Below are 22,990 nucleotides of genomic sequence, written 5' to 3' on the forward strand. Positions count from 1 at the left end.
CACACACATACACACACAGAAATATCCACCTCGTCAGAGAATCTAGTCATGAGACCAAGTAAAAATTCGTGTGTTCAGCGCCGGGGACTTGTCCTGCTGATCGTTCTTGGAATGATCGCCATGTTCAGTCTGTTGGCGGTTACGTATGTGGTAATGACGGGAGACTCTCGCGATGCGAGTCGCGCGGTGTTGAGGGGCGAGCGGCTGCGAAACTTTGATCTCGATGCAATCGGCCGGAGCGTTCTAACCAACATGATGGTTGGGACGAATGATCAGCAATCTCCGTTTTATGCGCAGGATTTATTCGGGGATGTTTATGGACGCCAGTCGTTTGTAACGCGTTGCTTTGTTTTTAATAACGATCCGGCCTGGCAGCTCATGGATCTCCCCACGATTGGAGCAGCGTCGATTAAGTTGCCGGATTTCTGTTTCGTGAAACTTACCTTGAATCCCCAAGCGGAGAATGGGTTCAGCCTTTCCGAGTTTGAAAACGAATATAATTCCCGAATCTTGACTGTTCTTGAGGGACCTCTCTCGGGGCAATCCTTTCGCATTGTCAAGTACATCGGTCATGTCAATCCGGCGGCCCCTGTGCCCGATCCCAATGTGGACACGACACCATGGTCCACGAGAGATTACGCGGATCCTAGTGGTTTGAGAACGGCTTATTCCGTCGTGATCGATTTAAATGAAATCCAGGGAGAGCGGTTTACAGGAACCTATTTTCCGCCATCGAGTCTCGATGAAAAATCGATCACTCTTAGTCCTATCGAGTGGATCAAACAGTTTGGTGTGCAGTCGCTGTTTTACAAGCCTCGGCCTACGGCAGGTGCCCCCTACGAAGGGTTCCGCGTGTTGATCAATGGTGCACCGTTTAATAGCGTGGGAATTGGCCTCGAGGATATAGCTCAGTTGCCATCTTCGTTTGTGCGGGGCTTTGGCAATATTGATTCCAAGCGGATTATGGGGATCCCATCCTCACCGGCAAGACGAGTTTCCCCTGCACTTTTGCCGCATTATGATTACCTCAACGACCCGAGTGTCATGGCCGCTAACCCATTGATGGGAGGGGATATTGGTGTGGATGGTGTTGGCACACCACGCAACAATCTCTTGGAGCATAAGCTCATGGGACAGAGCAACGAGGGTTACGATGTTCCCGACTATCGCGATCATTGGTTGGCGAGCGTTACTCATATCAACCCAAGCCCTGGTCTGTGGACCAGGTGGGTTAAGCCGTCTTATCACCAGCCTGCGGTGATTCAGTATCTCGCGCACCTGTTTGGTCCCGCAGCCTCATTGACTCCAGCAGAGGCAGCCGAGCTCACCAAACTGGTTGATCTCTCCACCTCGAGAGTTCTTAGTTATGGCAATGTGAACCCCAACTTTAAGTCCAGGACGCCGGGTTATCCGCGTTTGCAAGCTCCCTTCACCGCAGCGGACTTAAGGAATTTCATCAGAAGCCAGATTGAGGGGCCGTGGGACGTTGACAACGATGGAGATGGTATTCCAGATTCTGTGTGGATAGATCCTCGCATGCCGGTGGTGTATGGGCCGGAGGGGCAACGACTAAAGCCACTTGTTGCCATTCTGACTGTTGATCTCGATGGACGTGTCAATATGAACGCAGCCGGAGAGCGTATCGAAGGGTTGAGCTCGATGTTCCCCCTCAGCGCAGCGAACTTCAAGCAAGGGGCTAATAACCTGTTGCCCACCGGGTTTGGTTACGGGCCAAAAGAGATTTCTTTGGCGAGGTTGTTGAGCACGTTGCCGGTAGGGCCGCTCAACGCAGCTTCTGTAACGCCGGTGTTAAAATCAGGTACGACTCGTTATTCCTTCTTTGATGAGCTATACGGGATGAGACGTTCGCCCGTTTATGGCCGACTCCCCATCGATTTCACATCGTCGTTTGCGGACCGCAGTCCGGGCAGGCGAGGTGTTGACGACCATGTGGCTGGGGCTAGGCACCGTGAGAATTACGTCAACAGCCGAACGCTACCGGCGTTTCCGATTGGTCGTCGGGGGGCTATCGGTCTCTCGTTCGATAATATGGGCAACCCTGCTTTCGTGGTGCGGGCTGATACCGACGTTATTCCGACGAATCCAACCTTGGCCTCGGTTCCCAACGAGCTTGTAGACGATGGCTATGAGTTTGCTCCGATGGGTAGACCGATTTCGGATGATCCGCTCAGCCTGACCGATCTCGAAGCAATTTTAAGGCGATACGATGCGGATGCATCATCGTTACCCAAACGGCTGCGAGAGGTTCTCGAGAACGCGGGTTTCACCGACATCAACAATCACATTTACGATGCGGTTACGACCCGCAGCGGTGAGCTTCGTTATCCCAATCTAGGCGCTGCCATGGCGGTTGGTACAGGGACGAATCGAGTCGCCTTGCACGAGGCCCCCAGCTTGCTCAAGTATCTGCAATGGTTGCACGACCAAAGGCATCGCGCGATCAATGCAGACTTCCTGGCAGACCCAGAGATTAGTTACGCAGCGTTGACGGAGCTTTTCGCAAGCGATTTTGCGGCCGGTCTACGCATGGATTTGAATCGTCCATTTGGTAACGGTCTCGACAGTGATGGATTAGGATTGCCAGACGATCCGCTGGAGTTGGCAACGACCGCGCAGCTCGAAGACGGTGTTGGTACGCCCGGTGCGTATGCCAGAGAGCTTTATTCCTCGGCGACCAAGCCTGGTTCGCCACCAGTTAATTTTCCTAGCGTGACGCGAGGGCGTTTGGGGTCGAGACAAATCTTGGCTCGCCACCTTTATTGTTTGGCCCAATTGATTGTTCCGCTTCAGCACAATTTTCCTGGCATGGAGGATGTTCCTTTTGGTAACAACGCCCGATTTTTGAGGCGGGCGCAGATGCGTGCTAAGGCGATAGCGCAGTGGGCGGTCAACGTCGTGGATTTTCGCGATTCCGACTCCGTCATGACCCGATTCGAGTATGACATTTTTCCATTTGGACTCGGTGTTGCCAATGCAGCAAAGGATCCGCTCATTGCACCTCGTCCTGCGTACTGGGCTCCTGATCATGTGGGAGATGCCGTTAACGGTATCCCCAACAAGAACTACTGTGGCGTTGTGTGGGGTATGGAGCTCCCCGAATTATTACTATCTGAGACTCTCGCATTCCATGACAAAAAGGTTCGCGATACGGATATGGATTCGAACAGCAGGTTGGTCGCGGACGGCGACCCCGACTATGACCAGTATCGATTTCCGCAATCCTCCTTGTTTATCGAGGTTAGGGCAGCTCGAACGGCTGAGAACCCAGAGTTTTTCACTCCTGGCGTCGGGCGACTCTATCGGTTCGTAGACGGCGAAATGCATTTGGATTTAGCGGCCATGGCACCAGCGGCACCAGGTTGGGGGCAGCAACCTGTTTGGCGGATCGCGATCTCTGAGGACTACGAGGCTGCTGGAGTCGATCCAGAGGACAGGCCTTTGGTGGAGAGCGATTCGACTGGCACTCCTCCACCTATGCCCGTTTTGACCAGGATGCGGCGGGTGACCAACCAATTCTCCTTTGAAAGATTTGGTGCAAACCTTGCATCGATGGGAAATCCCGATCTAGCTAGCTCAACAACGATTGAGGAGTATCTCGGCAACGGCTTGATTTACGATCCGCTCGATCCAGCCTCGATGTCTCCGAGCGGCATTGCCGGATTCGAACGTTTTGTTTGGTTCACACGAACTGCTCCGACCGGTGATATCCCAGACATATTGCCTTCGATTCGAGCTAGGCCAAGCACGGCAACATCTAATTGGCAGCACTCTAGCGTTTATCGCGTTCGAGGTGGAAGCCTGACCGACAATGCACATCTGCTGCGGGGGGGAGAGTTCTTGGTGGTCGCACCTCGTTTAGAAACCCCGATCGGGTCCTTAACGCACAATCCATTCGAGGGCAATCTTTATCCTATCACGATGCAGCGAACCAACATCGCGGCCAGTCCTCAAAACAGGCCGGTCAATGCTCCGTCCAGGCAACGAATCAGCTTGACACCTGATGCAAGCCGTCCTTTTGATTTTCCTATCGGAGCTGGAAATCGGACTGTTCGCACTTATTCCATGAACGGAACAGAAGTGAATCAAGAGTGGTGGATCAACTCGCGAAGGCCCAAGGCATTGGTTTGTGCCGTACCGGCCCCGGATGACCCCGCAGCTCAAAATTACTTTGACTCTTCAAGTGGTACGGACTGGGATCTTTCGTTCCCCAACGGGGTGGGACTCAACATATCGTTCCCCACGCCCATCCATAACGAAGCCGACACGCCAGTCAACTACTGGTATCGCGGTCATCGCCCGAGCGTTCGGCTCAATTCGCTAGATCGTTTGGTGGGAGGATCGACAAGAACAGATGGGACTCTCGGATTCGGTGACGATGCCTATTTGGTTTCAAATCCGAATGGAGCGTTTTTCCCGCCTGATAGTTGGGTAGATACAGCCAACCCGGTCACGAACTTTCCAGATCGGCCGTTTGATTTGGACAATCCCTACATCGGTGGTGCGGGCCGCTATCGTTCTCGTACTTACGAGAATGTGAGAACGGCTTATCTACAGCGACTCGCTGACCCAGAGTTCCCTTACGACCCCACTGCCAATCCGTACATCACCGTTGATTGGATGCCGATTGATTTGACGGTGTTCAATGGCGAAGCGTCGTCGACGACAGATCCGCTCGATGGTGGTACTCTCGCAGGTGGGCAATGGGGATTTCAGTCCCGATATAAAGACGGTCGATTGACGCCGATCGTTGCGAATAGCGACTCCCTGAGCCGTCAAGCTGGTGTAAGCATTTATTCGCCTCATACACCAGGTTTGAGGTTGAGCGTTCCGCAACCACCACCGGCTCCGTTGCCTGCATCGCCGGAGTATCCAGCCGGTCTCAACTATCAACCTTACTTTACTCACGTATTGGGGTACGACGCTGCCGTTACGTGGGGAGGGGCACCACAAGCGAGCGGGACGACTTTAGGTTATCCCAACGTCGGCTTCCACACCGGGGGTGGGCTGTTAGAGGTTTCGGCTGCAACCGACAACCTGGTCGACGGCTTCGGTATTCCTAGGAGCAACGCTAATATCGCTTTCCAAGGTGCGACACCATTTCTACAAGGACTTTTTTGGACAAACAGACCTTTTGCTAGTCCTTATGAGACCATGATGGTTCCCGCAACGGGGCCAGGCTCCTTTGGGTTATTCCATTCTGGATTTAGAAATGACGAGCGACATCCGTTTGCGTTCCTACCGAGCTATCAAGCGAGCAATGCGTGGAACTTTACCTATCCAACCGATGATCATACGCGGTCCTATTGGGCGATATCCGAGCCAGCTAATGGCACGAATTACGAGGGGGATTGGGGCTTGATACTAGACTTTGTTGAGACCAAGCCGCCATTCATTGACGCAGAGAAGCGGTTAAACCCACTGACCGTTTTCGAAAGCATGGGCGGGGGCGGGTCAACTCCTGCATGGGCTGGCGTGGCGAATCGATTTTTGAATTCGTTCATCCCCCAAGGCTACTACAACAATGCGGTCAACAATCCGAGTCCTAGTCGTGTGAGAGGTCCAACGCTGCTCGCACCGTTTAACTCGTTACCTACGTTTGTCAACGCGGGCAAGATCAACCTCAACACGGTTACGGTCGGTCTCGACGGACGCAGCAAAGCCCTCGAATCGTTGGAACAACATTATTTGCGAGGTGCGGATGTCGCTGCTTTGTTCAATTCCTATAGAGCGGGATACGACACCACAGACCCAAGCTTGATTAACAGCTTTTTCAATGACAAAATCTTGCACTTTAATCCTAATCTTCCAACGGATTACGCAGGCGCGTTTCGCCCGAGCATGACAAGCAACATCGCGCCCGAGTTGCATAACGTGGCTGCAACGGGATTGATGCGGAATCGTTGGAATGCGCAAACAGGGCTCATGAGGGCCGCGGATCTAGCTGCTGGGGTCAATAACACACCATCCGCTGCACCTCCTGTTTTCAATAGTTTGCCAAATGCCCACGGGCCGGAGGTGCTAAATGGACAACCGTTTGCTCGTTACCAAAGACTGATGAGATTGCCGAACTTGGTGACTAACCAGTCCAACATCTTCGCCAGCTGGGTCACAATTTCGTTATTCGAGTACGATCCAGAAACCGGTTTTGGGAATGAGTATGTCTCTCCATCGGGAGAACCGATCAGCGAGAAGTATTTCTATCTCATTGACCGAACCGTCCCGGTAGGCTACTCGCCAGGGGAACGTTTGAATATGGAACGTGCGATCCTACAAAAGAAGCTGTAATGAGGTTTATAATGTGTTTTAAAAGCCTTAATCGCTTAAGCCGGCGTGGATTGACGATCCTCGAGGTCATGATCGCCACGACCTTGACGATGCTGATTTTGTTGGCCCTGACGGCGTCGTTCAAGCGTCTCAGTGATGCCGTGACCATTGGACGAACCCGGATTACGTTGAGCGATCAATTGAGGGGTATTGTCCAGTTGCTCAACAAAGACCTAGAGATGCGGACAATTGGAGGTCAAACTCCACAGAGTTTCGGATCTGGAAATGGGTACTTTAAGTACTTGGACGGCGGGATGTGCGATTGGAGTGCTACAGTGGCCAATTCTCCTTCGTCGATCGACTTAGCTCAATCAGGTGAGGAATTTAAGAAAGAAGACCTTTTAAAAGGTGGGAGTCGCTGGGGAGACGTGGATGATATCCTCATGTTCACGGCACGCGCTCGGGATGGTCAGCTTTTTCGCGGCAAGATGCCTCGGGCATTGATGATGTATGCCAATTGGAATGCCGTTGAGAAGGAAAACGAACTTCGCATCGCGAATGGCCTGCCTCCGTTGCCCAATAATTCTCCATTGCCAACCGATGCTGATTGGGCGGAAGATATTGCGATCTCTTCGGAGTTTGCAGAAATCGTATGGTTCACGGTACCGCTGAATCTTTCCGATGCCGGGCTGTATGAGCCGTCGACTTATAATATTGTATTGAATCGTGGCCAAATAGAAAACTTTCTCCCCAGACGTATGGCTCTATGCAGGAAAGTTTTGCTTGTCAGGCCTGACTTAGACATCACACCTCCTCCAGCTCAACGAGTCTACAACAATTCCCCGAATGAGCGTCTTTACTATGTTCAGCCCACCAGCCCTTTGGCTGAATCTTCATCTACGGTCGCATTCGAGACAGTCAACGCTAACGCATACCAGAGATGCGATTTGAGTGTATCCACGCATACAGTATTGGGACCTTCCGGTAACGTATTCCTATCCTACAAAACCAATTCCTTGAGTGATCTTCAAGATCCACAAAACCGCTATGCCCACGGAGTGTATCCCATATCCGATGGTTCATCGATAATCGGTGCAACTCTTCCGATGATGATGTTGACAAATGGTATAGACGCGGTTGCATTACCCACTTGTCAGAACGCGCTCAATGCGATTCAAGGAGGTACGAATCCATCGTTCACACCGAGTGGCGGATTTATTCCCCCGTTTTTCCTGAGAGTGGCTTATCGTCCCGTTGACCCGAGTAACTGGCGAACTTGGGTGCCATACTCGACTCTTCAAGAAATGATTACACCCGATATACTCGCCTTTGACTTAAAGGCCTTCGACGCCTCCGCACCTGTGATTTTCCATCCCGGCCCCGATGGTCAATGGGGAGATGCTCGATTGGATGACAACGGGGATGGCACTCTAAATAATGCTGCGGAAGCAGGTTGGTTTGGGACTGACGACGTTACGGTTGACCCGTCGCAGCCTGGCTTCTGGCAGGTGTTGTCACTTGTTGCGAGTCCGTTCGACGTGCCCATCGAAGTGGAACGCGGTGCGTATGTGGACATGGGATGGGCTTTTCGAAGCATGCCGGGTACTTCGGTTCCAGCAGCTCGCGCCCCGATGCTCATCAGCGAGTTCAGCGGCATGTCTTCCACGGGCGTGTCTCCGTTCTTGATTCAGGGAGGGGCTATCTCGCTTCCCAATCTAGCAGCACACACCATTGGGACTCCCAATTTTATTTTCCAAAACGCGTTCGATACCTTTACGACACAATATGACAGCGATGGCGAGCAAGATCTCTTGGGGCCGGAGTTTGGTTCAACACAGAGATTTCGGTATAGTCGACATGCGCTAAATCGATTTGGCTATACCGTGGTTTCAGCGAATCCATTAGCGAATCAAGATCCTGATGGGGTTGATGTCCCACCACCCTACCCGAGTGAGCTGCGTTCGATTCAAGCTACGATTCGTGTTCAGGACAGGACGGCACAAGCCATTCAGCAGATTTCCGTAATCCATTCTCTAGTAGACTAAACTTTTGCAGTGGATACCTGTTGTTCATGGCATGACAAGTCTCTAAATTAGAATGATGAGACTTTGTCAGAATAAACCAATGATCCGAGAATCCTGGCTCATGATCGCGAGCTCGCTGGTTTTCGTACTTGCGAGCCTTTTTTCGGTAGATTCGCTCGAGGCAAGTGGCGATGCGGGTACCGGCGAAGCTGGATACCGAAAACCATCTGCGATCGTTGTTTGCGAGGATTCTCGGCAGTTAGCGATTTCGACCAAGAACGATGGTAGCGTTTTGTTCTACAGCTCGGCTACTCACGAGCTGGAACAAAAATTGGAGCTAGGAGGATCCCTCGAGTGCATGCTGCCAATACTTGGTGGCAAGTTTCTAGCAGCGATCGATTCGGTGCATCATGCTGTTCATGTTATCAGGATGCCATCCGTTTTGGGAGATTCCGACGCGGAGCGAATCGTTACGTTGCCTACATCGCGTTACCCCATGCGAGCCGTATGGGACGAGACCACCTCGACGCTATACGTAAGTTGTCTGTGGTCTAAGCGAATGGATGCCCTTATGATCGCGAGGCAGGATAACGATTCTGTCGTTCTGCAGAATAAGACCGTCATCGATATGCCCCTTTGGCCGGGAGCCTCAATCGTCCTGGGCGACCAGCTAATCGTGAGTGACGCTTTTGGCCCAGATGCTTGCCGCATCGATATACCTTCTCGTAAGATAACCAAACACAAGGACTGGTTCGGTAGCACGGTTCGTTCGCTCGTCGCTATCCCCGCCCGCAATGGTCGTGAATCGGAAATCGGTATTCTCCATTCCGTCGCAAACCAGTTCGCGCAATCCAACCGACAAGATATCCAGTGGGGAATTCTTCTCACAAACGACTTTCGCAAAATCAAAGCCGATCGCTTGTTGGATGATGCGGAAACGAATGTCTTCCGTGGAGGCAGCTACAACCCCGTCGGGATCCCAGGTAACGGTGCTGCTGAGCCAACTGACATTGCTATTCACCCTCAGTCCGGTCGGATCGCAATCGCGGTCGGTGGAACCGATCAAGTTGCCGTGGGGGAGATTAACTCGGTCGGCTTTCGCTTCGTGGATGTTGGCCGATTCCCCATCTCGGTCGCTTGGTCGTCTGATGGCCAAGAGCTATACGTCGCCAATCAATTCGAGGATTCGTATTCGGTGATCGATGTGGCTAGCCATACGCTTAAACAGCGTGTTGTGCTCGGCCCCGTGCGTCCGCTCCGTCCTGAGGAGCGTGGCGAGCAGCTTTTTCACAGCGCCTCATTTTCCCACGATCGATGGCTAACATGCGCCTCGTGTCACATTGAGGGGCATACCAACCATCAGCTCACCGACAATCTCGGGGATATGGACTTTGGAGCTCCCAAACGAACGCCTAGTTTGCGGGGCATCAAAGACACTGCCCCCTACACTTGGCTCGGGCATCAAGAAACCTTGGCCGATCAAACGGTAGCTTCGATTCGCAAGACGATGAATAGCTACCGTTACCTCGGCGATGAAGATATAGAGCACATAGTCGCCTTTATGGAGTCGCTCGAGCCATTGCCATCGGTAGCGGAAGCAAGAGGTGTTCTAGATTCAGAAAGAGTTAACACTGGTAGACTGGTTTTTGAACGCATTGGCTGTTCTGATTGCCACGTGCCTGATCGGTACACATCTCCCGATGTCTACGACGTCGGCATTGTGGATGAAAACGAAAGGAAACACTTTAACCCACCAAGCCTTCGAGGGCTTTCTCAGCGGGGTCCAAGGTTGTTTCACGACAATCGGGCAAAAGGAATCCGAGGTGTTCTGCTTGACGAAAAGCACCAGCTTCCCGACAGCCTGTCGTCAACCGAAATTGAGCATTTGACTATCTTCTTGGAATCGTTGTAGATGCAACAAGCTTGAGAGGTTCTGGAAATGAGAATATTTTAAAGAGGCTTGATCGGCTGCTCCGTCCAGTAGTCCAGGAACTCGCTTAGCTCTCTCGGAGTGTAGTCCTCGTGAATGACTCCTGCTCGAAGGGGATTACCGTAGCAGCCATCGTTTGCGTCCCGGAGATAAAACAGGTCATCAAGAACCAGTAGCGTCGAGAACACATCATCGCGATACACTGCTGTGACGGTCTTGCTCATGAGATCACTGGCAGGAATGCCTTCTGTTTCTGCTGGCGATAACATCTCCTCGGCACTGGCGATCGACAGATAGGCCGTGAACAAGTCCAAAACCAAGCCGTTTTCCAATTCGACAAAATGAGAACGGAACGTCGCCGGGCCGATGCCCTCGATGACGAATTGCGGTTCCGAGTAATGCGAATGACCAATCCGGATCATTCGGAAGCCAATAATTTGATCGCGGCTCGGGGCATGCATGACTAGGCTCCAAGTTCAATCACCTGTAAGAGACAGAAATCCTGTTGGAAATGCGGTAAAAGAATCTAGCGGGAGGAATGGATGAGAACCCTTCTCAACTCCGCCTCATAGTACGCTCGAAAGAGGCACTTGTTTCTTTGAATCCTCGCTATTGATAGTGCAAAAAAATCAAACAGCACGAACCAATTCTGTGCAAATGACGGTCGATTAGGAGCCAGTTTGCCCCGGAATCCGACTGTATAGCCAGCTCAGTTCGGCCAGCAATTCGGCGGATTCAGGTGTAGTGCCATTCTGCGGACATCGCCAGCTCCAATTGTTTTCGGCTGTTCCCGGCATGTTCATCCTAGAGGAGCCGTCTAGACCGATTACGTCCTGTAACGGAGCGAGGCACATGGTCGCGGCGCTCGCCCAGATCGCTCGCATCATGCCAATATGGATATCGTGAGAACTGCATCCGAGGTACCGGAGTGCAAAATTCTTTTCTTGATCGATGTCCTCTTGGCTTCTAGTGCTTCCCTGTCCCGCTTGACTTTGAAACCAACCCATCACGGTATCGTTGTCATGCGTTCCTGTGTAGGCAATGCAATGCGTGGGGTAATTATGGGGCAAATCCAGTGAAGTTGGATCGATTCCTCCAAACCCAAACTGAATGATTTTCATTCCAGGAAAGTGAAAACGATCGCGCAACTCTCGTACCTCGTCGGTGATCATTCCCAGATCCTCCGCGATCACCGGCAGTTCACCGCCGCCCAGATCGTGAATCATGGCGTTGAAGAAATCGTCTCCTGGCCCAGGCTTCCACTCTCCGGAGCGAGCGTCCGGCATGTGCGAAGGGATCTCCCAGTAGGCTTCGAAACCACGAAAGTGGTCGATTCGCAGTAGATCGCATTGGTCGAGCATGCGGCGAATACGACGCATCCACCAGTCATAGCCCGACTGCTTGTGCGCCTCCCATCGATATAACGGATTACCCCATCTTTGCCCGTACTCGGAGAAGTAATCAGGCGGTACACCAGCTACGACATAAGGTTGTCCTCGATCATCTAGCTCGAACAATTGCTGTTGAGCCCAAACGTCTGCACTATCGTAGGCAACGAAGATTGGGATGTCGCCAATCAGCATGACTCCATGCTCTCGCGCATAGTTTCGAAGCTCCGCCCATTGGCGATCGAACAGGAACTGTACGAACGCTTCGAATTCGATGGCGACTCGCAGCTTATCAGACCATTCAGTCAAAGCGTGTGGATCGCGTCGCGATAACTCTGGCTCCCAATCGATCCACGATCGTTCTTCGTGATGATTTTTGCATGCAGTAAACAAGCAATGATCATCGAGCCACGTGTGGTGACGATGCCGAAATTCATCCAGCGCAGGGTGCAGATCGGACCGTTGATTCTGATACCTGCGATAAGCGATCCGAAGCAATTCCATGCGTTTGCCGGCGGAGGCTTGGAAGTGGCAGCGGTCTGAGTGCCAGTGCCCGCGCGAAGCCTCCGAAGCGTCGACCCACTCCTCCAGTTTGAGCAGTCCGTCTCGAACCAGCAGGGCTGGACTGACCAGCAATGCGTTCCCCGCGAACGAAGAAGGGGATTGGTACGGCGAAAAGCCATAACCGGTCGGAGTGCATGGCAGGATTTGCCACCAGCGTTGTTTCGCTCGAGCTAGGTAACGTACAAACTCGTACGCTGATGGGCCCAGATCTCCCGAGCCGACGTCACCGGCCGCCCAAACACCATCCGAACCATGGTTGCCGTTTCCATGTGGCAATGGGAATACCGGAAGCGAGGTGATGTGTAGTAATACGCCACTTGATCGTGCGAATAGACTTGTCATGCCATCCAATGGTGTCGATTAGAACTCGCAATTTCCTGGAGTTCTTGGGAACGGAATTACATCGCGAATGTTCGCCATGCCAGTCGTGTACTGGACCATCCGCTCCAATCCCAATCCAAACCCTGCGTGTGGCACGGATCCAAATCGTCGTAGATCTAGATACCACCAATAGTCGTCTGGGTTTAAACCGCTCTGTATCATGCGTTCTGTCAGGACATCCAAGCGATCTTCGCGTTGGCTGCCCCCGATGATTTCACCAACCCCGGGGACTAGAACATCCATTGCCGCGACGGTTTTACCATCGTCGTTCAGTCGCATGTAGAACGATTTAATCTCCTTGGGATAGTTGTAGAGAATGACCGGTCCATTCACGTGCTTCTCTGTAATATAGCGTTCATGCTCCGCCTGCAAATCGACTCCCCATGCAACTGGGAACTCAAACTTCTCTCCACTAGCCAGTAAAATGTCAATTGCTTCCGTATAGGAAAGATGGGTAAAGGGTTTTTCGAGTACGAGAGTCAGAGCTTGCAGCAAGCCGGGCTGAATTCGTTGCTCAAAAAACTCCATGTCATCATGGCAATGATCGAACACCGATTGGATCATGAACTTGAGATAACGTTCGGCCAAGTTCATGTTATCGGTCAGTTCAAAGAACGCCATCTCCGGCTCGATCATCCAAAACTCGGAGAGGTGCCGTGAGGTGTTCGAGTTCTCGGCGCGAAAGGTTGGGCCAAAGGTATAGATCTTGCCGAGGGCCGTCGCGTAGGCTTCTCCCTCGAGCTGGCCGCTGACGGTCAAATAGGATGGTTTGCCGAAGAAATCCTTGGTGCTGTCGACTACTCCGTTCACCATGGGCAGCTTGTCGAGCGGCAATGTCGTCACACGGAACATTTGCCCAGCCCCTTCGCAGTCGCTGGCTGTGATCAGTGGGGTGTGCACGTAAACGAAGCCGTCTTGTTGGAAAAATTCGTGTGTGGCAAAGCTTAGTCGGTTGCGGACGCGAGTGACTGCTCCAAAGGTATTGGTTCTCGGGCGGAGGTGAGCCCACTCACGGAGTTTCTCGAACGTGTGCTGTTTCTTTTGAAGCGGGTAATCGGTCGCACTCGCCAGGCCGATAACTTGGACGACACTCGCCACCATTTCGGTCGCTTGCCCTTTGCCTTGGCTCTCCTTGATCTCGCCCGTTACCTTGACACTGCTCCCGACCGTGAGAGATGTGATCTCCTCTTGGTAGTTCGGGAGTGAACCGTCGGCAACGATTTGCAAGTTTCCGAAACAGCTACCGTCGTTGACTTCGATGAAACTGAACCCACCTTTGCTATCCCGTCGGGTGCGGACCCAGCCGCGAACCTCAACGATTTTGCCAATAGAATCTGCTTGACGAGCTTGCTTAACGGGAATCCAGTTCATAGTGAATCAAGTAAATGGTATCGAGGAGTAATGGGTGTAACGAGCCATATAGCATGGGACTATTCTGTGGTCGCAAGGCTGGCTTCCGCTGCTTGGCGGGCTTTCCGAGCGGCGCGGAACGATTGCACGCAAACACCTACGAACGTCAGGCAGACTATGGCCATCGACCAAACCATTCCAAAAGCGAGCATATTAACTTCTTGATCGCCCAAGAGTTTTCGCAGTTGATTAATCCCCTGCCCGAGGCAGAGCAGCGTGCCGATGGTACCAACCATTGCAGCACCGTGCATGAAATGCTTTTTCGCGGATGGCTTGAGAAGGGAGAGGGCACCCATCAGTATAAGGGCTACTCCAAATCCAGCCGGGATTAGCCAGGTACCGGGGGCAAAAGCGGTTCCCAAATTAGCGAAAACCTCAGCGACTCCGCCGACTCTCATGAAAACAGTGAAGAGCGATAGCCCGCAAAGCACGAGCCCGAAACAAATTGTGATAACTGGCATGGGATTCCTCAATCGGGTTGCGGTTGGAAGTGAATAAGGTTTGAAATTGTGGTGTACTTTGGACCTGTCAGGGCCTATGGCGTTTAAACCGCCGTTCTACTGCGATAAACAGCGGCGAAAGTTCAATTCTCTCTCAGGAACTTAGCTCAAAAACGTTGACGTCATGCATTGCTGTTCCTAAAGTTAAGTATAGGCAAATCCCGTAATGCACCTCATCCTCTCGGCTCGAAACGATCATGGCGAATTTTGGATTCTTAGTACCAACCGGTGGCGGCGAAGACATACCATTGAAGAAGGATCGAATTTTGGTCGGGCGTCGCGAGAATTGCGATATCGTTCTCAGGTTTGCAAACGTCTCAGGCCAGCACTGCAAATTGACACTTGAGCAAGGATATTGGTTTGTCAAGGATCTGGATAGTCGAAACGGCACCAAGGTGAATGGGTACCGGGTGACCCGCAAGAGGTTGGACCCAGGGGTTATCATATCGATCGCTAAGCACCAGTACGAGATACGGTATAATCCCGAAGACCTCGGGGCGGTCGGACCGCCACCGGGAGATGATGAGTCGTTGGATTTATCGCTGAGAGCTTCGTTGATGGAGCGAGCCGGTCTGGATCGCAGGAAGAAGGTCGAGGGATCAGAGGAGTAGGAACGGTTTGGCTGTTGCTAAGTAAGCTTCATGCTGGCCTTACGAAACGGTGGTAGACCTCCGTAGTGGATCACGTCAGAGGTCCCTCCATTCCTTCCTTTTTAAACTTCACCCTTCAAATTTCAAACTTCCTTCGAGGCTCCACTGACCTAGCGTCAGCGGACCGATGACTCATTGGCTAGCCACGCGATGCCGCACCCACGTTCATCGCCCCCGTTGAGCTCGCCTCAATGGAACGCATGACTCACTGGCTGGAGACCGCGCTGACGCTCCGAGGAATCGCAGCGTAGCCGATGAGTCACGCTCCCACCGAGTGAACTCGGTGGTGAGCTGTGGGGTCGGTTAGGGTGCCAAGTTCTAGCCACTTAGTCGTGCTTCCACTGACGCGAGGTCAGTGGAGAGCAAGGACTGGAGAGTGAAATCGTTTTTGGTGGTTATTCAGCGTAACCGATCACTCCGTGAACGCTTTAAAAATTCTTTCCCGTAATTGGGATGACATTCCTTCAATCGTTGTCTCGACTCTTGTGCAAATCTGCTACAATAATGGAAGGAAATACATCCCTCGAGATACACCTTTCTCATTGTTTGAAAGAACGGAATGACAAACATCGACTCCGCGCGAGCGGATTTGGAGCGACTGCAAAAGGCGCGTGAGCAGATCCTTTCGCAACTCTCGCGTACCATCGTTGGACAAACCGATGTGGTGGAACAGCTTCTGATTTGCATCTTTGCACGCGGTCATTGTTTGCTCGAAGGGGTGCCGGGTTTGGCTAAAACCCTGATGATCAGCTCGTTGGCCCAGACCATGAGTTTGTCTTTTAGCCGTGTCCAGTTCACCCCCGACCTGATGCCGGCCGACATTACCGGTACCGAAATCATCGAGGAAAATCGCTCCACAGGAGCTCGTGAACGCCGCTTCATGGAAGGGCCTCTTTTCGCCAACGTCATTCTGGCGGACGAAATCAACCGGACCCCTCCTAAAACCCAAGCCGCCCTGCTCGAGGCAATGCAGGAGCGTCAGATTACTGTCGGCCGCGTCCGGCACCAACTGGCCGACCCGTTCTTCGTGCTCGCGACCCAAAACCCGATTGAGCAGGAGGGAACCTACCCGCTGCCGGAGGCTCAACAAGATCGGTTTATGTTCAAGGTACAAGTTTCCTACCCCTCGTTCGCAGACGAGTTCGAGGTGGCTAGACGAACGACCGGCACCGCCAAAGCGGTCATCGAACCCGTTCTCTCCGGCGAAGAAATATTGTCCCTCCAGGAGTTCATTCGCGGCATAGAGGTCAGCGAAAACGTGATCCGTTACGCACTGGCCATCGTACGACAAACGCGGATCGGACAAGAGGGTGTACCGGACTTTGTCAAAGAACAAGTTGCTTGGGGGGCTGGGCCTAGAGCGGTGCAATTCCTCATTCTGGGTGCCAAGGTACGCGCTGCCATGCAAGGGCGATCACACGTCGATACCAGCGACATCCAATTCTGCGCCAAGCCGGTGCTTCGACATCGAATGGTCGTGAACTTTGCCGCCGAAAGCGACGGTATCACGAGCGATCACGTTATCGACAAAATCATTTCCGTCACGCCAACTGCTCAAGACGAATTGCTACAAGATGCCCGGTTCCAAAGAATACTTGCATCCTGAAGCGATTCGCCGAATCCACTCGATGGAGTTGAGAGCCTCGAAAATCGTCGAAGGCTTTCTCTCCGGAATGCATCGCAGTCCCTACTTTGGCCAGTCTGTTGAATTCGTTCAACACCGACAATATGCCCCGGGGGACGATCTGCGGCACATCGATTGGAAGGTGTTCGGTCGCCAGGATAGACTTTATATCAAGCAGTACGAAGAGGACACCAATCTTCGGTGCACTTTGTTGCTCGATGCGTCAAAGAGCATGAAGTACGGTCGAGGTCCGCTGAATAAATTCGACTATGCGGCCACCCTCTGTGCTTGCTTGACCTATTTGACTCTCAGGCAACAGGACTCCGTGGGGCTCACGGTATTCGATGAGAAAGTGCGTACCAAACTGCCTTGGCGATCGAGTCGTTCTCATCTGCAAGCCATCTATAAATCTCTCGAGCAAGTGGAGCCGACCGACAAAACATCACTCGATACGATTCTTAAAGAAGTCAACGAATCCTACCCTAAACGATCGCTCGTCGTATTGGCGACTGATTTTCTGGGAGTTGACGTCACTACATTGAAAGGACTTGGGCAATTGCGCAAGTCGGGGCATGACGTACTAGTCTTTCACATCATGGATGACGACGAATTGGACTTTCCGTTCAACGAATCGACACGCTTTGAAGGCATGGAGTCGGCCGATTCGCTGCAATGCAATCCTAGAGCATTGCGAGAAGGCTACCTGGAAGCTTTGCAACGCTTTCTGGACAGCATCCGTCGCACGTGTGCTAGCTACCGTATTGATTACGAGCTAATTCGGACGAGTCGGCATATCGATGCGGCATTGACGGCTTATCTCTCCTCGCGCATGGCACACATGAGAAAGAGATAAGGCGGGAATTATGCAATTTCTCTTTCAACCGTTGACGTGGGGATTTCTGCTGGCGATCGTTCCGCTGTTGATCCACCTGATCAATTTGGTGCGGCAACGGCGGACCGAGTGGGCCGCGATGGATTTTCTTCTGGAAAGCTACCGCAAGCACCGCAAATGGGTTTGGTTGAAGCAAGCGTTGCTGATCGCATCGCGGATGCTGATCGTTGCTTTAGCAGTCGCCATGTTGGCACAGTGGGTAAGTGGGTCGCGTTGGTTGTCTTTCTTAAGCCAATCCACGACCCATCACTACTTTATTATAGACGATTCGGTTTCGATGGGAGATACCTCCTCGGACGGCAGTGCTTATCAAGCTGCCGTGGGAGCCATTCAAGCGATCTGTCGCGCGGTTGCCAACGGCGATGGAAGCCATCTCGTCAGTGTGATTCGTACCTCGCGGGCTTCGGTTGGGCAATCTAGCAAACAAACCGATGAGCCCAAGTCCGAGTCCGACGGCGAAACGGTTGTAACCCTAACGGCCGATTCTATAGCGGATCTGTTTGCCAGATCCATTCCGTCGGATCCGTCGGCTCTGCTCAGCAAATTGACATCGAGTCAGCCAAGCTACCTGGATTGCACACCTGTCGATGCGATCGGGTTGCTGCGCCCCGTAATTCAAAATAATCCGAGCGAAAAAGCCATTGTCTATCTGCTAAGCGATTTCCGACGCAAGGACTGGACCAACGCCGTGGAGTTGGAGCAACAACTCTTAGCCATGCCGAAAGGTGACTTTGAGCTGCAACTCATCGATTGCGTGCCTGATCGACATGAAAATTTGACTTTGGTTGCTATTCAACCTCAACAAGAAGTCTTGGTTGCGGGTGTTCCAGCACTCATCAACGTCACGATTCGCAACAACGGAATTTCTCCCGCGAGAAACGTGACCGTGCGAATCACGGCGGTGGACTACAGCGATACGACATTGACTCCCAAAACCACGGCGGCTTATTCCGGGCTCGTGTCCGAGTTGCCACCATTGCTGGTCGACCGAATTGATGCTGGTGAGACGGTGACTCGCCAAGTGCAGATTTTGTTTCCGCAAGCCGGATCGCATGTCATTGAGGCCCAGCTTCCACCCGATGCGCTCATGGCTGACAACAAAGCCCAATGCGTTCTCGATCTTGAGGAGGGGCTGCGTGTTCTGCTAATCGATGGCGACGCGACGGGCAAACATACGTTCTTCGTGGAATCAGCGTTGGATCCAGGCGGCAATGTTAAAACGGGATTGCTTCAGACGCGCCAACCTCCGGAATTCCTGCGGGATACTGATCCCGAGAGCTTGGATCGCTTCGCATGCATCATCATCCAAGCCGTCCCGAGATTCGACGCCCGTGCGGTGGAGAATCTCTACCAATACGTTTCGCGCGGTGGGGGGCTAGCTTTCTTCTTTGGTGAACTGATGACCGAGCAGGACTACGCTCATTACAACGAGGTTTTCCGGCAAGGTTCGCTGGTTACGGGCAAGCAACCGCTGCTGCCGGTGAATTTAAAAGGTATGGCGGAGCTACCTAGATCACCAGAGGACACGACCCCCGATTTTGTTGCGGACAGCCATCCTGTTTTCAATTGGAGTCAGGTCCTGAGCAATTCGCCTTTTCTCTATGTCCGCGTTCAACGGTATGTCGATATCGATCAGTCTTTGTTCGCCGAGACTAGCTTCTCTGAGGCAAATGCATCGCCCACTCGCGGGAGCACCAGAAACGGTGAAACCGTAGAGCCCCAGAGTTGGCAAAAGGTACTTACGCTTCGCAATCAGAAGCCGCTTATGATCGACCAAGCGGTTGGTAACGGTCGAGTGCTCTATTGTTTGACGGTCCTGGATCGACAATGGACCAACTGGCCTCAAGATCCCACGTTTGCCATCACCGCTCAGAAGATAGTCGGCTATTTATCCTCGTTTCGAGGGAGAGATCTTTCTCAATTGGCAGGAACGCCGATGAGCTGGACGTTTTCTTCCGAAGAGATGCTGCCGGAGGTGCAGGTTCTCTGCCCCGCTCCAGCCGGCTCCAACATTCGCCCGACCATCTCTATGAACGCCATCCCCGCCGGGGATACGACTTACATCGCCAAAGCGACTCAACTCAGCACGGACCCATTGGAAGGTGAGGTTTACAGTTCATTGAACTTCGCTGGTAATTTTGAGTGGTGGGGTATGAGTATTCAGGGGACTCCCAAGGTACGCAACATGGCCAGAAACGTATCGCCAAGCGAGGGGGATCTCGAGAAAGCGACAGTCCCCGACATCAATAAAGCGTTGAGCGGAGTACCTTTTTCGTTCAAGACGGCCGATTCGGTCGGCGCGAGTACCTCACTGGCAGGTTTCGCGAACCGGAACATGTTGTTGCTCGCACTGTTGTTGCTTTTGTTGCTGTTCGAGCAGTGGCTTGCTTGGAACGCGTCCTATCATTTACCGACCCGTTAATCATTCCCTCCAGTCCTTTTTTACGAATGCAAATCGCTTCCCACGTATCATCCAACTTACTAGCTCAGGGGGAGACTCGCGTCTTCTACCAATGGATGCGTCTGGAAACGATGGACCAGTGGGTCCACTGGTTCGGACTCGGGTGCATCCTTTTGTTGATCGCTAGCTACGCAACGTACTGGTATCGACGGGATTCGCAGGAGCTGCCCAAGGCGCTCGGGTGGAGTTTACTAGCACTGAGGCTGCTGGCGATCGCCGGGATATTGGTCTTCTTTCTGGATCTTCAGAAACGGTCAGAACAAATCCTGACCCGGCCGTCCAAGCTCGCGGTCTTGGTTGACACCTCGCTTAGCATGACCATGCCGCAAGCCGATGATGATTTAGGGCTTGGGGATCGCGACACTTCCTCGAGCCGGATTGCGGCGATACAAAATTTGTTCTCGTCCTCACCGTTTCTGACCGATCTGAGAAATAAGCACGATTTGACGGTTTATCGGTTTGATCAGAGTTCGAGGCCTTCTCCGGTTGCAAATTTCCCCAAGCCTGTCGAGGAAGAGAACCAATTATCGGACAATCGGCTCGCGATTTGGCGAACCGCCAGCAAGGTGGCTTGGGTAGGAACCGTCATCTGTGGAATCGCCTTGGTTGGTTTGATTGCAGGCTTGATCCTCAGACGCAGAAACGAATCGAGTTCGATTATCGCTTATGGTAGCATGTTTGCTGTCGTGGCGATTGTGATAGGCTTTGTCACCATTGCGACCGCGATTCTGCGAACGGAGGGGATTGTTTGGTATCAACTTTGGCAAAGCTCCGAGCCACAACTTATCGAGCCTCGACTCCTACAGTCCGAGTCGGCTAACGACGCCACGCAAGAAGGCGATTCGATACAGGCACGCAAAATCAATGAACCGCGCGATCTCGCGTGGGACACGGTATTGGCAGCGACCGGTACAGAGTCTCGCATCGGCGATGCCCTGCGATCGATCCTGGAGCAGGAACGTGGTGCTCCCTTGGCGGGGATCGTGGTTTTCACCGATGGTCGAAACAATTCAGGTATCGATCCGATGAACGTCGTGTCCGAAGCGACGATGCAAAGTGTTCCGATTCACACCGTCGGCATGGGAACGGCTAAGAATCCCGTGAATGTGCGAGTGTTGGATGTGGAAACTCCGAAGCGTGTGTTCCCTGGCGATCGGTTTCGGCTCAATGCACTGGTACAAGCGTCCGGACTGGAGGGCAAGCAAATCACGGTTCAATTGCGAAGGCGGCCAGGCGCTCAGAAGACTGGCAGCACGACGATTGAGGAAGAACGATCGATCACTTTGCAAGGAGACGATGCTATTTCTAGCATTGTTTTTGAGATTATGCCTCGTGAGATCGGAACGTGGGTTTACGAAGTTAAAACCCTGCCTCCTCCCCAGGATTCCAATTCCCTAGATGATGCCATGGAGCGTGAGGTTCGGGTCGTAGAACCCAAAGCGACAGTACTCATAATTGCAGGGGGGCCAACGCGCGAGTATCAATTTGTGCGGAATTTGCTATTCCGCGACACGACGGTGCAGTCACATGTTTATTTGCAGACTGCTGCGGCTGGCGTGTCGCAGGAAGCGCAGAAGCTGTTAGAAAGTTTCCCGTCTACGCTTTCGGAGATGAGTGAGTACGATTGCGTGATCGCCTTTGATGCCAACTGGATGGAGCTCAGTCGCGAGCAGATCGAAGTGTTGGAGCGTTGGGTGTCCGAGCAAGCGGGTGGATTGGTGCTTGTCGCGGGACCGGTGGCGACTCCGAAATGGGCGGGAGCACAAGGGAACGGGAACTTCAAGGCCGAGACACTGCGCAACCTTTGTCCTCTCATCCTCAATTCACGCGGTGCGAGGTTGGTATCGATTGGAAGATTCGAAGCCGAGACAGCTTGGCCGCTTCAGTTTGCTTCCGATGCGCTGCAAACCGAGTTCTTACAAGTCGGCAGCACGCCGAGCGAGAGCAAGTCTGCTTGGGAGCAATTCGCGGGGGTTTATAACTACTTCGCTTGTTATGAGCCCAAACCGGGTGCCATCCCGTTGGCGGTATTCACAGACCCCACAACGTCGGTCAATGGAGCGTTTCCGATCTACTTGGCAACCCAGTTTTATGGTGCAGGGCGTGTTGCATTTCAGGGGAGCGGTGAGTTCTGGCGGTTGCGAGAGGTAGGGGATCAGTACTTTGATACATACTATACGAAGCTGGTTCGCTGGGCTGGGCAAGGACGTTTGCTACGGGATTCCGATCGTGGAATTCTTTTGCTTGATAAAGAGCAAGCGATCTTGGGAGAGCAGGTCCTCGTCAGAGCGGTGCTCAAGGATTCGAACTTCCAGCCCTTGGTCGTCCCTGAAGCTCCAGCCAAGCTAGTGGATCCCAGTGGCAGATCGCAAGCGTTACCGCTGATGCCGATTCCCGATCCTTCGCAACCAGGTGTTTACATAGGTCAGTTTTTCGCCAAAGCGATTGGTAATTACGAGGTACAGTTACCGGTAGGTGGTATCGCGGATCAAGTATTATTAACTCAGCAGCTCACCGTGAGAGTTCCTGCTCTCGAGATCCAACGTCCGCAGCGGAACGATCCATTGCTAACCGAGTTGGCGACGCGAACAGGAGGCAAGTATTGGATCGGGACCGATTCGATTCGCGATGTGGCTCCCGATTCGAGTATCGCGCAGTTGATCGAACCTCGCGATCAGACCAACTATTTACCAGGCACACCGGACCGAGATTTTCAGCAGAAGTGGCTCGGCGTTTTGATGGCGTGGATCGTAGGATGTCTTTCGCTGGAGTGGTTCATTCGCAGAATGAGCAAGCTGGCCTAAATCAAGACTTTCGCTGTGAGCTGCCGGCACCATTTGACTTGTCAGATAATTGACTTGTCAGATAGTTCACCAAATTA

Annotated in this window: 12 protein-coding genes; 8 read left to right on the forward strand and 4 right to left on the reverse strand. The window is 52.7% G+C overall.

The window, feature by feature from the left end:
• Window positions 1-48 precede the first annotated feature (48 nt).
• The 3 genes from SH449x_RS07645 to SH449x_RS07655 all read left to right on the forward strand — a co-directional run bounded on the left by SH449x_RS07645 (window position 49) and on the right by SH449x_RS07655 (window position 10,221).
• Complete coding sequence (locus SH449x_RS07645) at window positions 49-6,306, forward strand: hypothetical protein (RefSeq protein WP_482380739.1); 6,258 nt, start codon at window positions 49-51, stop codon at window positions 6,304-6,306.
• Between the two features lie 11 nt (window positions 6,307-6,317).
• The gene (locus SH449x_RS07650) at window positions 6,318-8,330 is read left to right on the forward strand and encodes a PulJ/GspJ family protein (RefSeq protein WP_482380740.1); all 2,013 of its coding nucleotides are present in this window, start codon (window positions 6,318-6,320) and stop codon (window positions 8,328-8,330) included.
• A gap of 79 nt (window positions 8,331-8,409) precedes the next feature.
• The gene (locus SH449x_RS07655) at window positions 8,410-10,221 is read left to right on the forward strand and encodes a cytochrome c peroxidase (RefSeq protein WP_482380741.1); all 1,812 of its coding nucleotides are present in this window, start codon (window positions 8,410-8,412) and stop codon (window positions 10,219-10,221) included.
• Between the two features lie 38 nt (window positions 10,222-10,259).
• On the opposite strand, the gene SH449x_RS07660 is transcribed toward SH449x_RS07655, so the two are convergent.
• From SH449x_RS07660 to SH449x_RS07675, 4 genes are all read right to left on the reverse strand, one after another.
• Window positions 10,260-10,700, reverse strand: coding sequence for a hypothetical protein (locus SH449x_RS07660; RefSeq protein ID WP_482380742.1), 441 nt, complete (start codon window positions 10,698-10,700; stop codon window positions 10,260-10,262).
• Between the two features lie 207 nt (window positions 10,701-10,907).
• Entirely contained in the window at window positions 10,908-12,533 is a 1,626-nt protein-coding gene (malQ, locus tag SH449x_RS07665) for a 4-alpha-glucanotransferase (RefSeq protein WP_482380743.1), read from the reverse strand.
• Between the two features lie 18 nt (window positions 12,534-12,551).
• Window positions 12,552-13,943: an asparagine--tRNA ligase gene (gene asnS, locus SH449x_RS07670; RefSeq protein WP_482380744.1), complete on the reverse strand. Its 1,392-nt coding sequence runs from the start codon at window positions 13,941-13,943 to the stop codon at window positions 12,552-12,554.
• Window positions 13,944-14,002: 59 nt separating this feature from the next.
• Window positions 14,003-14,443: a hypothetical protein gene (locus SH449x_RS07675; RefSeq protein ID WP_482380745.1), complete on the reverse strand. Its 441-nt coding sequence runs from the start codon at window positions 14,441-14,443 to the stop codon at window positions 14,003-14,005.
• A gap of 236 nt (window positions 14,444-14,679) precedes the next feature.
• On the opposite strand from SH449x_RS07675, the gene SH449x_RS07680 reads away from it, so the two are divergent.
• The 5 genes from SH449x_RS07680 (at window position 14,680) to SH449x_RS07700 (ending at window position 22,913) form a co-directional block, all read left to right on the forward strand.
• Window positions 14,680-15,093 (forward strand): FHA domain-containing protein, encoded by a 414-nt coding sequence (locus tag SH449x_RS07680; protein ID WP_482380746.1) that lies wholly within the window; start codon window positions 14,680-14,682, stop codon window positions 15,091-15,093.
• A 598-nt stretch (window positions 15,094-15,691) separates the two neighbouring features.
• Entirely contained in the window at window positions 15,692-16,738 is a 1,047-nt protein-coding gene (locus SH449x_RS07685; RefSeq protein ID WP_482380747.1) for an AAA family ATPase, read from the forward strand.
• Window positions 16,707-17,609, forward strand: coding sequence for a DUF58 domain-containing protein (locus SH449x_RS07690; RefSeq protein WP_482380748.1), 903 nt, complete (start codon window positions 16,707-16,709; stop codon window positions 17,607-17,609). Before SH449x_RS07685 ends, SH449x_RS07690 begins: the two co-directional genes overlap by 32 nt.
• A gap of 10 nt (window positions 17,610-17,619) precedes the next feature.
• Window positions 17,620-20,070: a BatA domain-containing protein gene (locus SH449x_RS07695; protein WP_482380749.1), complete on the forward strand. Its 2,451-nt coding sequence runs from the start codon at window positions 17,620-17,622 to the stop codon at window positions 20,068-20,070.
• 26 nt (window positions 20,071-20,096) lie between these two features.
• A complete protein-coding gene (locus SH449x_RS07700; protein ID WP_482380750.1) occupies window positions 20,097-22,913 on the forward strand; it encodes a hypothetical protein in 2,817 nt (938 codons plus the stop codon).
• The last annotated feature ends 77 nt before the right edge of the window (window positions 22,914-22,990 follow it).

The organism is Brakhagea baltica (genome assembly GCF_052161605.1).
GTDB lineage: Bacteria > Planctomycetota > Planctomycetia > Pirellulales > Pirellulaceae > JBKCUI01.